Origin of the sequence: Streptomyces sp. NBC_01428 (genome assembly GCF_036231965.1) — a bacterium.
Taxonomy (GTDB): Bacteria; Actinomycetota; Actinomycetes; order Streptomycetales; family Streptomycetaceae; genus Streptomyces.
Map to the genome: position 1 here is coordinate 8,830,008 of NZ_CP109499.1, position 15,327 is coordinate 8,845,334.

Annotated in this window: 8 protein-coding genes; 7 read left to right on the forward strand and 1 reads right to left on the reverse strand. The window is 70.8% G+C overall.

Annotated elements, in window-relative coordinates; genetic code table 11:
* Window positions 1–30 precede the first annotated feature (30 nt).
* The 4 genes from OG406_RS38455 (at window position 31) to OG406_RS38470 (ending at window position 7,866) form a co-directional block, all read left to right on the forward strand.
* Window positions 31–1,440: a hypothetical protein gene (locus tag OG406_RS38455; protein WP_266852613.1), complete on the forward strand. Its 1,410-nt coding sequence runs from the start codon at window positions 31–33 to the stop codon at window positions 1,438–1,440.
* 43 nt (window positions 1,441–1,483) lie between these two features.
* Complete coding sequence (locus OG406_RS38460) at window positions 1,484–4,090, forward strand: hypothetical protein (protein WP_329190439.1); 2,607 nt, start codon at window positions 1,484–1,486, stop codon at window positions 4,088–4,090.
* A gap of 108 nt (window positions 4,091–4,198) precedes the next feature.
* The gene (locus OG406_RS38465) at window positions 4,199–5,794 is read left to right on the forward strand and encodes a vWA domain-containing protein (protein ID WP_329190441.1); all 1,596 of its coding nucleotides are present in this window, start codon (window positions 4,199–4,201) and stop codon (window positions 5,792–5,794) included.
* Window positions 5,795–5,904: 110 nt separating this feature from the next.
* Complete coding sequence (locus OG406_RS38470) at window positions 5,905–7,866, forward strand: protein kinase domain-containing protein (protein ID WP_329190444.1); 1,962 nt, start codon at window positions 5,905–5,907, stop codon at window positions 7,864–7,866.
* A 58-nt stretch (window positions 7,867–7,924) separates the two neighbouring features.
* Here OG406_RS38470 and OG406_RS38475 read toward each other — a convergent pair whose 3' ends face one another.
* Complete coding sequence (locus OG406_RS38475) at window positions 7,925–9,115, reverse strand: MFS transporter (protein ID WP_329190446.1); 1,191 nt, start codon at window positions 9,113–9,115, stop codon at window positions 7,925–7,927.
* Window positions 9,116–9,188: 73 nt separating this feature from the next.
* Here OG406_RS38475 and OG406_RS38480 point away from each other — a divergent pair, with 73 nt between their 5' ends.
* The 3 genes from OG406_RS38480 to OG406_RS38490 all read left to right on the forward strand — a co-directional run bounded on the left by OG406_RS38480 (window position 9,189) and on the right by OG406_RS38490 (window position 15,150).
* Window positions 9,189–9,947 carry a DeoR/GlpR family DNA-binding transcription regulator gene (locus OG406_RS38480; RefSeq protein ID WP_267052033.1) on the forward strand — a complete coding sequence of 253 codons (759 nt, stop codon included), beginning with the start codon at window positions 9,189–9,191 and terminating at the stop codon, window positions 9,945–9,947.
* A 286-nt stretch (window positions 9,948–10,233) separates the two neighbouring features.
* Window positions 10,234–11,589 (forward strand): beta-1,3-glucanase family protein, encoded by a 1,356-nt coding sequence (locus OG406_RS38485; protein WP_329190448.1) that lies wholly within the window; start codon window positions 10,234–10,236, stop codon window positions 11,587–11,589.
* A 786-nt stretch (window positions 11,590–12,375) separates the two neighbouring features.
* Complete coding sequence (locus tag OG406_RS38490) at window positions 12,376–15,150, forward strand: lectin (RefSeq protein WP_329190450.1); 2,775 nt, start codon at window positions 12,376–12,378, stop codon at window positions 15,148–15,150.
* The last annotated feature ends 177 nt before the right edge of the window (window positions 15,151–15,327 follow it).

Below are 15,327 nucleotides of genomic sequence, written 5' to 3' on the forward strand. Positions count from 1 at the left end.
TACCGCCGCCGACACCTGGGGGAGACCACCATGGTCATGAAGGACGAGCGCGCCGAGGGCAACGGCGACGACGGGCCGGAGCGGAAGAGACGCGACAGGGCGGGTGAGGGACCGTTCGCCGTCTTCGACCCCTCCACCCTGGTGGGTGGCCGGGCCGCACTGCCACCGGCACCCGTACAGGCGCCGGTCGGCGCCCCCCGGAGCGCCCCCGGCTCCGCGCCGGTGAACGGGGGCTCTCCTGCCCCGCCCGTACCCGCGCCCACCTCGCCGTACGACGACAAGGCCAGGGCTCCGGGCCCGCCCACCACCGACCCCGGGCACAGGGCCGAGGCCCCGCCGCCCGTCTTCATGGAGAAGGTGGAGGAGGCCTCCCCGAGCGAGAAGCGGGCCAAGTCCGGCGGGAAGACGGCCTCGGAGAAGGCCTCCCGGAAAGAGGCCGCCCAGCAGGGTGCGGAGGACGCCTCCGCACCCGAATCGACGATCACCCTCTGGGGCGGCATGGGAAGCGGCAAATCGACGCTCCTCGCCGCGCTGTCCCGAGCCGTACAGGACCCCATGTACGGAGAGTGGAACATGTGGCCGGAGGACCACGCCTCCCAGAAGTTCCTGAGCGACCTGGCACACACCCTCTACCGCGACCGGACCTTCCCGCCCGCCACACTGACCGAGCAGCGGCCGGTGCGCTTCACGCTGGCCGGAAACCTCGGCGGAACACGGTTCGCGCGCGGCGGTGGCAAGCGCTGGCGGCGCGGTGCCGATCGCCGCGACCTGACGGAGTTCAAGGTGACGCTCCGGGACCTGCCGGGCGAGGCGTTCGACCTTCGGTCGCAGACCGGTGCGGCACTGGGGGGCAAGCTCATCAAGGACCTGGGGACGGCCCGGGCCATGGTGTACGTGGTGGACCCCGTCCGCGAGTGGCAGGTCAACGGCGACGAGGGACCCGTGGCCGACGACGCCCGCCAGAACGCGGACTTCTTCACCGACGTCCTCGGGGGAGTGGCCACCGAGATCAACATGCGCGGCGAACGCCACGGCAACAAGCTGCCGCACAGCATCGCCGTCTGCCTGGCCAAGTTCGACGACGACCGGGTGTTCCGCTTCGCCTGTGAGCAGGGCAACGTCCGCCTCAACCCCCGCACCGGACAGCCCGAAGTGATGGACGCCAAGCGCCTGTTCGACGGACTGTGCCACGCGTTCCCGCACGGCAGCCTGCGCGAGATCCAGCAACAGATCGAGCAGTACTTCGCCCCCGAGCGGGTCGGGTACTTCGTGTGCTCGGCCGTCGGGTTCTGGATCGATCCCGAGCGCGGCTTCGACTTCGAGAACCCGTCCCTGGTGAATCCCGTGGAGGACGACGTACGGCTCGTCGCGCCGCCCCGGCCCGTGAACATCCTCGAACCCTTCCTCTTCCTGCGGGGCGTCGGCCCCCAGCAATCCTGACCCCCCGGCACCGCACCACCGCCACGAGAGGAGACCACACGCCATGCCACCGGGACTGACCGCCCACTGGGCCCTGTGGGGCAAGGAGCCCCGGACCAACAGCGGCTACAAGGTGTTGGCGGCCTATCCGCCCGACCGGAGCGCCGACTACAACGCCTCGATCCTCCACTGGTCGCCGGGCACGCCGGCGCGCGGCGACCAACTCCCCTGGATCACCATCGGACCCGGGCGGACTCCGGACGGGACCGACACCCTCGGCATCTACGTGCTGGACAGCACCGAAGACGTGGACCGGACGAACCGGACGATCCACCGGATCCACCACTTCGCCGTCCCCACCGACCGGATCGGAGAACTCTCCCTCGGCTGGTGCGACATGGCCAGGGCCGCGGTCGAAGCCGTCCCGTTCGTTCCCGCGTCCGGCGTCGCGCCCGTCCACCTGCCCGTCGGAGACGGCGGCGGGCTCCTCGCCCATGTGGGCAGCGCCATCAGCGACCGGGTGACCGCGGGCAGCCACTGGCTCGCGGCAGCCGCGGCCTGCCTCCTCGACGGCCCCGTCGTGGTGACGGGCGCCCGCGACTACAAGCCCCTCGACCTGCTCCAGGTACTGGACTGCGTCGCCGCGATGCTCCCCTTCGGCGTACGCGCCTCGCTGTCCGCCGCGACCGGCAGCTCCTCGGGATCCCAGGTGCCCATGCGTCTGTACTGGGGCGTCGCCGACGAGTCGCCGGGCGTCACGGGCCTGGTCTGGGACGGCGGCCTCCCCGACCTCGACCGGCTGTCCCCGGGCGCGCGCTCCTACTTCGACCTCCTCATCGAGGCATGGCACACCCACGGAGGCGAGACCGTCGTCGCCCATCTCGCCCGCTCCCGCGAACCCCTCGACCTGGACTCGGCGCACGTGCACGCCGACGCCCTGCACATTCTGTCCGGGCTCAACCCGGGGCTGGCTCTCGCGCAGGAGGTGCGCCACGGACGGACGGTGGACGACCAGTTGATCGACGACGCCCTGCGCCACGACGTCTTCGACGCCCAGTCCGTCGCCGTGCTCTCCGCGGCCAAACTGGCCGGGCGGTCCACCGACCTGAGCGCCATGGCCCGCCATCTCCCGCAGGCGGAGGTGTCCCAGGCGTTCTGGGAACAGCTCGTGGACGACCTGCTCGACGGACAACTCGACAACGCCCGCGGCCGGTTCGAGTCACTGCGCGAAGCGACTCCCGACACGCGCGAGGGCCGCGATCCACTCGACCGCGCCCTGGCCTGCGTGGTCGACGAGGTACGGCGACGCGCCTCGGCGGACGCGCAGGACCCCGTCGTCGACCGGCTGCTGCCCACCATCACCGCCTTCAGCCCCGGCACGATGGCCTTCACCCAGTCGCAGCTGCTGGGCATCCCGGGCTTGGCGGGACGGCTCGTCCAGGCCGTGTGCGCGCACCAGCACGACCCGGCCCCGCAGGTCCTGGCCTGGCTGCGCTGGCTCTGCGACGAGTCGGTGCCCGACGTGCCGGGCAGCCCCGAACTCACTCCGCTGTACGACCTGTTGGCGACCGGGAACATGACGGCCGATCTCTCGAAGAAGTGGACCGAGACCCATCCGGGGCCGGCCACACGGTTGTTGGCGGCGGCCGCAGCCTGCGGACTCGCCGACCTCCTCCTCAGGGGCGGCTTCTTCGAAGGACTCGTGGCCTGCGCGTGCCGGAGCACCCCGACCGACCCGGCCGACGCGACACCGCAGGCGCAGCTCCACCGCGCGTTGGACCGCCCGCCGTACCAGCTGCGCGCCGAGACCGCCGCACGCTGGGACATGCTGTGCTCGCTCACCGACCGGCTGCCGGAGGGCTTCTTCGCCCTCACCCGCACACCGGAGCTGGCCGGCTCGGCCGGCGTCACCACCCGGCTCGCCGGATACGCCTCGACACTGCAGGCGGAACTCGACTCGCCCCTCGTCCGCGAACACGCGGCCAGGGTCGTGAAAGTCCTGCTGGACGAGATCCTCTCCGTCGACCCGGAGACCGGCGAGGGCCCCGAGGGCACCGGCCGCGAACTCACCCTGCGGCTGCTGGAGGGGCCCGGCTCCCCCACTCACCTCGTGGTCGTCGACGCCGTGGCGCGGCTGACCCGGAATCCCCTGTGGAACGAGACGGAGCAGGACACCCGCTGGCTCGACCGGATCGCCCGCCACCGACCGGAACTGGCGCCGGCCCTCTCCCTGCGCACGGTGCACCGGACCGCTCGCGCCGTCGGGAACACCGCGGAGGACCGCCGCGCACTCGCCGCCCGACTGCTCGAAGCGCACCGTGCGGGCGCCGACCCCGACGAACTCTGCGCCCCCCTGCGGTCCTGGGCGGCACGGGGCCCGGTCGGTGAACGGATCCTCGACATCCTCACGGCCTACCGCAACGCCTGGACGTCGCAGGACGGCCCGCACCGGGCGGACCAGGAGACCGGCCGACTCGAACTGGCCCTCCGCCGAGGGCCCGATCCCGCGCTGTGGCAGGCCTACATCCGCCACGCCGTCGACTGCCTGAAGAAACGGCGGGCCGACAACGCCCGTCAGATACAGGACCTGGCCCACGAACAGAAGCAGATGGACCACGAGATCGACCGGCTGCGCGGGCTCGACGCCGGCGCCTCCCACATCCGCCCGTAAGCACTCATCCCGCTCCGACGGTCTTCCTCGACCGCCGCTCCGGAGCGCCGGAGCTCGCCAGGACCCCGACTCCGAACCCGTCCACGCACGTCCTTGGGGGGACATCTCATGCACACCATCCGGGCCTCCGCGCGCCTCGCCCTGCTGCTGACCGCGGCCGGCGCCCTCGCGGCCGCGGGCGCCGCACCGGCCGCCGCCACCGACAAGCCCCTGCCCCGCGACGGCATCTACCGGTCGCTCAAGGTCGACGACGTCCCCGCGGCGTACGTCGTCCTCGTCGACACCTCCAGTTCCATGCAGGACAAGGGCCCCGACGGAGAGCCGCTGTACTCCACCGTCAAGAAGCGCCTCGGCTCCTTCCTCAAGACCCTCACTCCGGCCGACGAGGTGGCCGTCGTCACCTTCGGACGAGCCACCAGCGTCGTCCACCCGATGTCCCCGGCGAACCGGACCGGCAAGCTGCTCAGCAAGGAACTCCCGCGCGCTGCCGAGGAGACGGCCAGTGACCACGGAGCCGCCCTGAACGTCGCCGCCGACCAGCTCGACCGCAGCACGGCACCCGTCGGAGCGGTCCTCATGCTCACCGACGGCGCCGTCAACGCACCCGACAGCCCCTACGCCCGCCTCGGCACGCCCGCGTGGAAGCAGCTCAGAGCCCGGTACGACGCCCTCGGCACCAACCGCGACGTCATCGGCTACGGCCTGCCCCTGGCCGACGGCACACAGGTGTCCGAAGTCCTCGGCAGCGCCTTCGGGGCTCCGCGGATCCTGCCCGTCGACCCCGCGGCCCTGGGCGCGCAGCTCAACGACGCCAAGGAACGGGTGCGGGCGGAGAAGGCCGAGAGCGTCCTCCGCGCCGACCAGGGCGAACAGGTCGCCGTCTCCGTCCAGGGCGAGGGACTCGAACGGCACGGCAGGGGGAAGGCAACGCTGGCTGCCGGAGGCGGCACCGGAAAGCGGTCCGAGACCGTGCGCGTCACGCTGACCTCGCACGCCCGGCACGTCCCGCTGCACGTCGACCTCACGGCCGACGCGGCAGCGGGGGACGCGACGGTCCGTCTCGCCGCTCCGGCCGCGCCGGTCACGATCGGTCCCGGACGGAGTCGGACCGTCGAGGCGACGCTGACCTGGTCCCAGGACGCCGAGTTCGGCCTGCTGCCGGGCACGCGGGACTTCCGCGCCGGAGTGAGAATCCGCGCGGAGGTCTCCTCGCCGTGGACGCGAACCGTGCGCAGCTCGATCGGGTACGCCAAATTCACCACGGGCCGGCCCACCGTCACCGACGTCGACCTGGTGGGCACCGTTCCCGCTCGCACCCCCGGTTGGCTGTACCCGTTGATCCTGCTCGTCGTCCTGCTGGGCGCGGCGGCCGCCTGGCGCTCGTACAAGCGACGCAACCCGAAGCTGTCCGGGGCGCTGGTCGTGACGGATCTGCGTTCCGGCGAGCGGCAGACCATTCTGCTGGGCGGCAGGGAGGTCAGCCAGGAGACCGACGCCGGAAACGTGCGGGCGCGGATCTCCGTGCGGGGCCGGCACGAAGGAGGCCGGCTCGTCCTCGCCCTGCAGTGCGTCCGTGAGGCACCGAGGCCCGGCGACGACCGGCTGCGCGACAGCGGCACGTGCGAGATCGGCAAGTCGACGGTGCTGTGCGGGATCGGCTTCTCCCACGAGACGCAGAGCCGGCCGGCCGTTGTCCTGCACTGAGATCCACCCCGCGCCGGCCGAGGCACGGGCCGCGGTTCTGCCGTACCGCCGGTCGCCCGGCGGCTCGCGGCCGCGACGACGTCTCCCGCTCACCCAGGAAAGGACCCTCCATGGTGCAGCCGTTGGACCCGGCCGTCGACCCCGCCGAAGCCGGTGGATTCCGCCTCCTGGGCAGGCTGGGCACGGGCGGGTTCGGCACCGTCTACCTTGGCCGGCCCGTCGGGGAGCACCGCGGACTCGACACGTTGGGCGCCGTCAAACTCCTCAAGGCCGAGTTCGCCGACGACACCCAGCACCTGCAGCGCTTCCACCAGGAGAGCAAGGCCCTCGACCGGTGCAAGGGCGCCCGCATCCCCGAACTGCTCGCGTTCGACTTCGGGAGCGGACGCCGCCCCACCCTGGCCACGCGCTTCATCCCCGGGCTGTCCTTGCACCAGATCATCGAGTCGCACGGCGGAGCACTGCCCCGCCACAGCGTGCACGCCATCGCCGCCGAACTCGTCGACACACTCAACACGGCGCACGGCAAAGGCCTGTTGCACCGCGACCTGCATCCGGGCAACGTCCTGCTCACGTCCGACGGTCCCTGGATCATCGACTTCGGGCTGACGCGCATCCGCGGCCAGCGGGTCACCGTCTCCCTCGACACGGTGATCGGCCATCCCCACTTCTGCGCACCCGAGCAGATCCTCGGACTCGCGAAGACGACCGCCGCGACCGACGTCTTCGGCATCGGCGGGATCGTCCTGTACGCACTCACCGGGCACCCGCCCTACACCGGCGAGAGCAACGCGCGCGCGATGCTCATGCGCCGTGTGTCCGGCACGGCACCCGACCTGACAGGCCTGCCCGACGACACGATCGGCGGGATGATCCGGTCCTGTCTCGCGGAGGACCCGGCGGACCGACCCGCTCTCGACGAGGTCGCCCGATGCCTCGGCCTGCCCGGCACGCTGCGGCTCCCGGACGGCATCGGCCGCACCCTCGCCGGCTACCGGTCCGAACTGGGCCGCTTCCTCGCGGGCGTCGGCAACGCTGCGGACCTGACGGTCCCGTTCCGGCCCGGCCGACGCAGCTGGCGCACCGACGTGGGGGAGTGGCCGCACACGGCGGTGGCCACGGAACAGGGCGGCGTGGTCGTCGCGGACCACAGTGGCGTGCGCTGGCTGGACGGGGCGACAGGGAGGCAGGAGGACCACCTGCGTGACTTCACCGCGCCCGTCCGACTCCACGCGGAAGGAGCCCTGTTGCTGATCAGCGACTCCGGCGGCCGGGTGGAGTCGTGGGACACCCGCTCCCGTACCCGCTGGTGGTCCGTCCCCGCGGGAAGTCTCACCGACGCGCGCGTACTCCTGCGCGGACAGAGCGTGTTCCTCGGGGACAGCACCGGCTGCCTCCACCACTTCGACGCCGTCACGCGGCGCGTCTGGTGGCGGACCGAACCGCTCACCGACGAGGGAGGCGGCCCGGCCGAACCGGTCGCGGCCGACGCCCGCCAGGTCTACCTCTCGGCCGGGGAAGGACGCGAACTCCTCGCGGTCGACGACGAGAACGGCGGCGTCCGCTGGAAGCAGGCCGTACGGCTTCCCGCCGCCCTGCTCACCCCACCCCTGGCCCTGGAGCAGGCGCTCGTCGTCGCCGACGCGGACGGCGGCCTCCGGTCCTTGGGTGCGGCCGACGGATCCACCCTGTGGGAGGCGGAACTCGGCGCACCGGTCGTGGCTCCGCCGCTCCGCATCGGCGACAGGCTGTTCATCGGAGACACCGCGGGTGTCGTGCACTGCCGCACCGTCGCCACCGGCGAGGTCCTCTGGTGCGTGGAGCATGTCGAGGGCGAGGAGTTCTTCACGCTGTGCACCGACGGTTCGGCGATCTACGCCGGTGGCTGGAACGGTCGCCTGTATCTCCTGGACGCGCGGGACGGCTCCTCGTTGCAGAGCCTCGATCTCGGCGGCCAGATCCTCGCGACCACGTACGCGCCCGTCGGCCGCACGATCTACGCCACCGCTTCCCACGGCGCACTCCACGCCCTGCCGACGTCCGGTGCCTCGGAGCCGGCGCCCGGACGGTGAAAGCGGACCGCTCTCCGCCCGGCGTGCCCCAGGGAGCAGCCCCCTCGAGGGGATCACCTCACCCCGCGGTCTCCAGCTCGACCCGCCCCGAGACGTGCGGGCGCGGGCGGACGATCCCTGCCGAGCAGGCCGCGACGACGCAGAACGCAACGGGGAGGAAGAAGGTGACGTCGAGGGGGACGAACCGGGTCAGCGGGCCGATCACGGCCGGGCCGGCGAGCATGCCGAGGTAGCCCAGGCCCGCGACACGGGAGACGTTCGCGCCCGCGGCGTCCTGATCGGCGTGTCCGGCGGCGCTGAAGAGCTGCGGGACACAGCCTGACAGCCCCGCTCCGAACACCGCCCAGCCGGCCAGCGCCAAGGGGATCCAGTCGGACAGCGCGGCCGCGGCGAGTCCGAGAGCGGCGACGGACGCCCCGTACCGGAGGATGGCCGTGGGGCCGTAGCGCGCCGCGAACCGGTCGGCGAGCAGGCGGCCGACGGTCATGGCGGTGGCGAACGCTCCGTACGCGAGGGCGGCCGTCGCCGGGGGTGCGTCCAGGACCCGGCGCAGGTGGAGCGTGCTCCAGTCGTTGGCGACGCCTTCGCACAGCATGATCATCAGAGCCAGTACAGCGAGCATCCAGATGTGCCGGGGCGTCCTGCGCCTCCCTGTCGCGGCGGGAGCGGCGAGGTCCGGGGCCGGTGGCCGCTCCGAGGTCAGGAGCAGGGGGGCCGCCAGGACGGAGGCGGCGAGGCCGAGGGCGGCGACGGCCGACAAGGTGGTCGCGGGACTCCATCCCCGGCCGAGGGTGCTGGCGCCGACCAGGGCGGCGAACACCCCGCCTATGGAGAAGGTGGCGTGGAACGCGGACATCACGGGGCGCCGGTAGGCGTGCTCCACCTGGACGGCGTGCGCGTTCATGCTCACGTCCAGGCAGCCGTTGCCGACGCCGAGCGCGAGGAGCGCGGCGCCGAGGGTCCACACGTTCCCGGCCAGACCGGGCAGCGCGACCGTCGCGCTGCACAGCGCCGCGCTGAGCGGAACGACGGTGCGGGCGCCGAAGCGATCGGTCAGCGGCCCGACGGCCTGCATGCCCCCGAAGGCACCCGCGCCCAGGAGCAGCAGGAGCCAGCCGAGTGTGGCGTGACCGATCCCGACGCGCTGTTCGATGGTGGGGATGTGGACGATCCACATCCCCATGAGGAAGCCGTTCAGGACGAAATAGGTGAAGGTGGCCAGCCGGGCGGCCCGCAGATGTCTTTCCACGTTTCAAACGTAACGAACAACAACCTGTTTTGAAAGGTGGCGTTTCGAACAGTCATTGTGTTTAATCGAGGGCATGGCTGGGACCGACCGACTGAGGCAGATCACCGAGGCCGTGCAGACGGCAGGCAGCATGGGCGTCGCCGAGCTGGCCGAGCTGACGGGCACCTCGGAGATGACCGTCCGCCGCGACCTGGAGGCTCTGGCGGCCCAGGGTGTGCTGGAGCGGTACCGGGGCGGCGCGCGGAGTCTGCTGCTGCGCGGTGACGAGCCGCCGTTCTCGATGCGCGTCCACGACGGCCTCGAGGCCAAGCGGCGCATCGCCGCCGAAGCGGCGCAGCTCATCACGGACGGCGAGTCCGTCGTCCTCGACAGTGGGACGACCTGCCTCGAAGTGGCCCGCGCGCTGAAGGGCCGCCGGATCACGGTGATGCCCCTGTCGTTGCACGCCGTCAACGCACTCACCGACGCTCCCCAGTTGACCCTGCTGGTCCCGGGCGGCCTGCCGCGGCAGGGTGAACTGGCACTGACCGGCCCCCTGACCGAGGCGTCGCTGGCCTCGCTCCGCTTCGACACCGCCCTCATCGGGTGCTGCGGACTCGACGCGGTGAACGGACTGACCGCGTACGACCTGGACGACGCCGCGGTCAAGCGGGCGGCCATCGCCGCCTCCCGTCGCGTCATCGCCGTGACCGAGGGCGCCAAGGTGTCCCGCACGGCCCTCGCCGTCGTCGCACCCGTCTCGGCGCTCGACGTGGTCGTCACGGACGCGCACGCTCCCCAGGAACAGACGGAGGCCCTGGCCGCGGCAGGCGTGACCGTACGACGGGTGTGACCGGACTTCGGATGTGAGTCGAGGGTTCCCGTCGTCCCGCCTCGTCAAGTGTTGAACGCGGGCCCGCTGCGTGAGCGTGCCGTCCGATCAAGGTCCGAACAGGCCAATCCGCGAGCGGCGTCCCACGTGTCCACGGCAGACCCGTTCCGACTCCGCAGCCTGAATCCCCGTCGATTCGGCTTCAGTTGTTGACGCCCGCAACGAGCGGAGATACAACCCGGGAGAGCGCTCTCACTCTGCAGTTGCTCCACCCCCACCGCGCCGCCCCGGCTTGAGGAGAACCCGCATGCAGTTCAGCGCCAGCGTGCCCCTTTCCAGACCATCGCAGGCAACTGCCCGTACGCGCACCGCCCTTGGCCTGGTACTCGTCCTGCTCATCGCCTGCTTCGCCGCCCTGAATCCCTCACCGGCACACGCCGCGGACCAGCTGCTGTCGCAGGGGCGGCCCGCGACCGCCTCGTCGACGGAGAACGGAAGTTTCCCCGCGGCCGCCGCCGTCGACGGCAACACCGGAACCCGCTGGTCCTCGGCGTTCGCCGACCCGCAGTGGCTCCAGGTCGACCTCGGATCCGTCCAGCAACTCACACGCGTCACCCTGAACTGGGAAGCCGCCTACGCCAAGTCCTTCCAGATCCAGACCTCCACCGACGCCAACACCTGGGCCACCGTGTACTCCACGACGACCGCCACCGGCGGCACCCAGACCCTCAACATCACCGGCAGCGGCAGATACGTCCGCCTCTCCGGGACGGCCCGGGCCACTCCCTACGGCTACTCCCTCTGGGAATTCCAGGTCTACGGCCCCGGCAGTACGACACCGCCCGACGGCTTCTGGGGCAGCACGAGCGACATCCCCGCCGCCAACAACGCGGTGGAGGTGAAGATCCTCAACCGCACCAACGGCAAGTACCCCGACAGCCAGGTGTACTGGAGCTTCAACGGCCAGGTCCACTCCATCGCGGAGCAGCCCTACCTCGACATGCCGGCCAACTCCGCGGGACGCATGTACTTCTACCTGGGCTCACCGAACAGCGCCTACTACGACTTCATCGAGTTCACCGTCGGCAACAACGTCTTCAACGGCAACACCACCCGGGTCGACGCCTTCGGCCTCAAGCTGGCCATGCGACTGCACAGCAAGGACGGGTACGACGCCGAGGTCGGCGAGAACCGGCAGACCTTCGCCGAAGACCGCGCGGCGACGTTCCAACGGTTCACCGACGCCGTTCCCGCCCCGTTCAAGGTGCTGTCCCAGACGCAGGCCCCGTACCGGATCATCGCCCCCGGCAGCGACCCGAGCTTCCGGGCCGGTGGAGCCAACGCCAGCTACTTCACCTCGTACGCCCAGTCCGTCGGCGTCAACGCCGCCACCTCCGACATCTTCGGCTGCGCGGCCGCCCTGGCCGGCAACCCCGACATGTGCGCAGCGCTCAACCGTCACGTGGCCACCCTGCCCGCCTCCCAGCAGGGGGACCCGGCCCAGTACTACAAGGCCGCGCCCGCGAACTACTACGCCAAGTTCTGGCACGACAACGCCATCAACGGACTGGCCTACGGCTTCCCCTACGACGATGTGGCGGGACAGTCCTCCTTCATCTCCCACGGCAGCCCGCAGTGGCTGCTGGTCGCCGTCGGCTGGTAGCGGCCACTGCGGGAGGGACCGGTGGGTTCGACGGCGCCCACCACGACCCACCGGAACAGTCGCTGCGGCACGCGCCAGCCGCACCGACGTCGCGGTGCCCCTGCCCGCCGCCCCGGCGTGAGCTCCTGCGCCGGGGCGGCGGGCGCCCTCGCGGTGCCCGCGGACCGGCCGGGCGAAGCAAGCCGCTTGCCGTGCCGCGGACGGGTGTTGGGGGAGCGGTGGCTCCGGACACCGCTTCGCACGCGAGTTTGAACGGGTCCCCTCGGTGCGCTAGCATCGATCTTGAGCGGTCCACCCGAACTCGGGTAGGAGCGACACGCGTTGGTGGTCCAAGGAAAGACGTCCCGCTTCCTGCGGGGAGATGCAGGTGCAAGGCCTGCCCGGCGCTCTCACGGCCCCGCCTCCAGAACACTGGAGGCGGGGCTTGTTGTATGCCCGTTGCTCCCGCACCGCCGCCGTGCCGTGTCGAGGGTGGCGGTGCAGTACGCCGTCGGGTGGCCGGACGCGGCGGGATACCCGGCGAGTCTCACGGGCCAACGTTCAAGGAATGCCAAGTCGTTGCGCTATGCGTTGACATGCCCCTGCCCTATGGCTAGCTTCGCCGGGAGTTCTCGTCTGCGCCCCCAGGTCCACAACTTCGGGGGCCCCTCAAGGCGTTCGGATCGCTGGGCGCCTCATGTGAGTGCGCGACAACGTTGTCAATTTCGGATCCTTGCCAGGTGTCAGCTCTCGTCCGTGCGACAACGTTGTCAAGCTTCCGCTCCCGACCAGAGGAGAAGCCCCGTGATGACACGGCGGTTGAGTTCCCGCGGCACCAGACTGACGGTTCTGCTCGCCACTGCGGCACTGGCCGGTGCCGGGCTGTGCGCCCCCGCGGTGGCGGCCGAGAAGGCCGCGCTCGTCACCTCACCGGCCACGGTGGTCAACCCGTTCATCGGCACGTCGAACCAGGCCAACGACTTCCCCGGCGCCGACGTCCCGTTCGGCATGGTCCAGTGGAGCCCGGACACGCCCTCGCGGCCCCCCGGCGGCGGGTACGAGTACAACGACTCGTCCATCACCGGCTTCAGCCTCACCCACATCGCCGGCCCCGGCTGCGGAGCGGCCGGAGACATACCGGTGCTGCCCACGGTCGGCACGGTCAACACCGGTGCGACGGACGCTTTCTCGCACGCCAACGAGACGGCTTCGGCAGGCTCGTACAAGGTCGCCCTCAACAATCAGGTGACCACGGAGCTGACCACCACGACCCGCAGCGGCATGGCGCGCTTCACGTTCCCGGCGAGCAGTCAGGCCAACCTGATCTTCAAGCTCACCGGAAGTCAGAACGGCGCCACCTCGACGCAGTTCACCAAAGTCTCGAGCACAGAGGTGAGCGGGCAGGTCACCAGCGGCCACTTCTGCGGCGCGGGCAACACCTACAGCGTCTACTTCGACATGGTCTTCGACCAGCCGTTCGCCTCGCAGGGCACCTCGATCGCGAAGACGCCGGCCGCCACCCCGTCGAAGCCTGCCACGGCGTCGAAGAACGCCGCAGAGAAACCCAACAAGCCGGTGCTCCACGGCAAGATCCCGAACGCGACGGCTCCGAAGGCGGCCAAGGACGGCGCGACCCCGACCGCCGCGGCGTCGAACGGATACGTCACCTTCAACACCACCAACAACCCGGTGGTGCAGGCCAAGGTCGGCATCTCCTACGTCTCCGTCGCCAACGCGACCGCCAACCGGGCCGCGGAGAACTCCGGGTGGGACTTCAACGCGACCCGCACCGCCGCGCAGAACGCCTGGAACAGCGCACTCGGCAAGATCCAGATCGCCGGCGGGACGACCGCGCAGCAGCAGAGCTTCTACACCGCGCTCTACCACTCGCTGCTGCACCCGAACGTCATCAGTGACACCAACGGCCAGTACTACGGGTTCGACGGCAGAACCCACACCGTGGACACCGGGCACAAAGCCGCGTACGCGAACTACTCCGGCTGGGACATCTACCGCTCGCAGGCCCAACTCGAAGCACTCGTCGCGCCACAAGCCGCCTCGGACACGGCGCAGTCGATGGTCGACGACTACGCCCAGACCGGAGTCTTCCCCAAGTGGTCGGAGAACAACGGCGAGTCCTACGTCATGGTGGGCGACCCGGCGGACGCCATCATCGCCGACTACTACGCCTTCGGCGCCAAGGACTTCGACACCACGACCGCCCTCGCCGACATGATCAAACAGGCGAGTTCGGCCAACAACGACCGGCCGGGGCTCAACTACCTCGACTCACCGGGCTACATGCCGCACGACGGCACCTACGGCTGCTGCAACTTCTACGGACCGGTCGCCACGACACTGGAGTACAACACCGCCGACTTCGCCCTCTCCGCGCTGGCCGGGGCCCTCGGCGACACCGGCCACCAGAAGACCTACGCCAACCGCGCGCAAGGCTGGCGCAACGTACTCAACCCCGCCTCCGGCTTCGTCGAACCCCGTAACGCCGGCGGCTCCTGGACCGGCGGCTTCGACCCCACCAGCGGCACCGACATGGTCGAGGCCGACTCCTGGATCTACACCGGGATGGTTCCGTTCAACGTGGGTGGTCTGGCGCACGCCAAGGGCGGCAACACCGCGATGAACCACTACCTGGACACCGTGCTGCGCAGCTACACCGGTGACAAGGGCTACGCGTGGGTCGGCAACGAGCCCAGCATCGAACTGCCCTGGGAATACGACTACACCGGGCAGCCCTACAAGACGCAGGGCACCGTACGGGCGATCCAGGACCAGATCTGGGCCAACACCCCCGCCGGACTGGCCGACGGCAACGACGACCTCGGCGCGATGAGCGCCTGGTACGTGTGGTCCGCCCTCGGTATGTTCCCCGAGACACCGGGTACCTCTGATCTCGCCCTGGGCTCGCCCCTGTTCACCCACGCCGTGGTCACGCTTCCGTCGGGCAAGACCCTGACGATCAACGGCAACGGCGCCGCCGACAACGCCCCCTATGTGCAGTCCGCGACGTGGAACGGCGCCGCGTGGAACAACGCCTTCGCCCCCACCACGGCGATCACGGCCGGAGGCACGCTGAACTACACCCTGGGCACCAGTGCCAACACGTCCTGGGCAACGGCCGCTTCCGCGGCGCCGCCCTCCTACGCGGGTGACACCGCGGCACCGGCCTCGCCCCGCATCGGGGCCATCACCTCGGCGGTGGCGGCGAACCTGTGCGTGGACGACGCGGGTTCCTCCACCACCGACGGCACCCACGCGCAGATCTGGGGCTGCAACAGCACCTACGCGCAGGACTGGATCGTCGCCGGCGACGGCTCGATCCGGACGCTGGGCAAATGCCTGGACGCCGACCACAGCGGGACCACCAACGGCACCCTGATCCAGCTGTGGACGTGCAACGGCAGCGGAGCCCAGCAGTGGACCGCGGGAGCCAACGGCTCGCTCGTCAACCCTCAGTCCAAGCTGTGCCTGGACGATCCCAACTCCAGCACGACCAACGGCACTCAACTCCAGCTCTACACCTGCAACGGATCGGGCGCCCAGAACTGGAGACTGCCGACGTGAGTCCTCCGCACGAGTAGCGCGAACCTCCACCACCGGACCGGTTCCGTCCATCGCGTGCCCGTGTGTCCTGACCACTCGGCCAGGACACACGGGCACGCGGCCTGCGGTCGGTCGATCGGTACGGCAGCCGGCCCACCGGTTGCGCTCCGTCCGGTGCGGTCGGTGAGGATGAGGGCA

Bases quoted from the DNA above. Each gene is read 5' to 3' on its own strand.
- OG406_RS38455 (WP_266852613.1), top strand. From the start codon at position 31: ATGGTCATGAAGGACGAGCGCGCCGAGGGCAACGGCGACGACGGGCCG.
- OG406_RS38460 (WP_329190439.1), top strand. From the start codon at position 1,484: ATGCCACCGGGACTGACCGCCCACTGGGCCCTGTGGGGCAAGGAGCCC.
- OG406_RS38465 (WP_329190441.1), top strand. From the start codon at position 4,199: ATGCACACCATCCGGGCCTCCGCGCGCCTCGCCCTGCTGCTGACCGCG.
- OG406_RS38470 (WP_329190444.1), top strand. From the start codon at position 5,905: ATGGTGCAGCCGTTGGACCCGGCCGTCGACCCCGCCGAAGCCGGTGGA.
- OG406_RS38480 (WP_267052033.1), top strand. From the start codon at position 9,189: ATGGCTGGGACCGACCGACTGAGGCAGATCACCGAGGCCGTGCAGACG.
- OG406_RS38485 (WP_329190448.1), top strand. From the start codon at position 10,234: ATGCAGTTCAGCGCCAGCGTGCCCCTTTCCAGACCATCGCAGGCAACT.
- OG406_RS38490 (WP_329190450.1), top strand. From the start codon at position 12,376: ATGACACGGCGGTTGAGTTCCCGCGGCACCAGACTGACGGTTCTGCTC.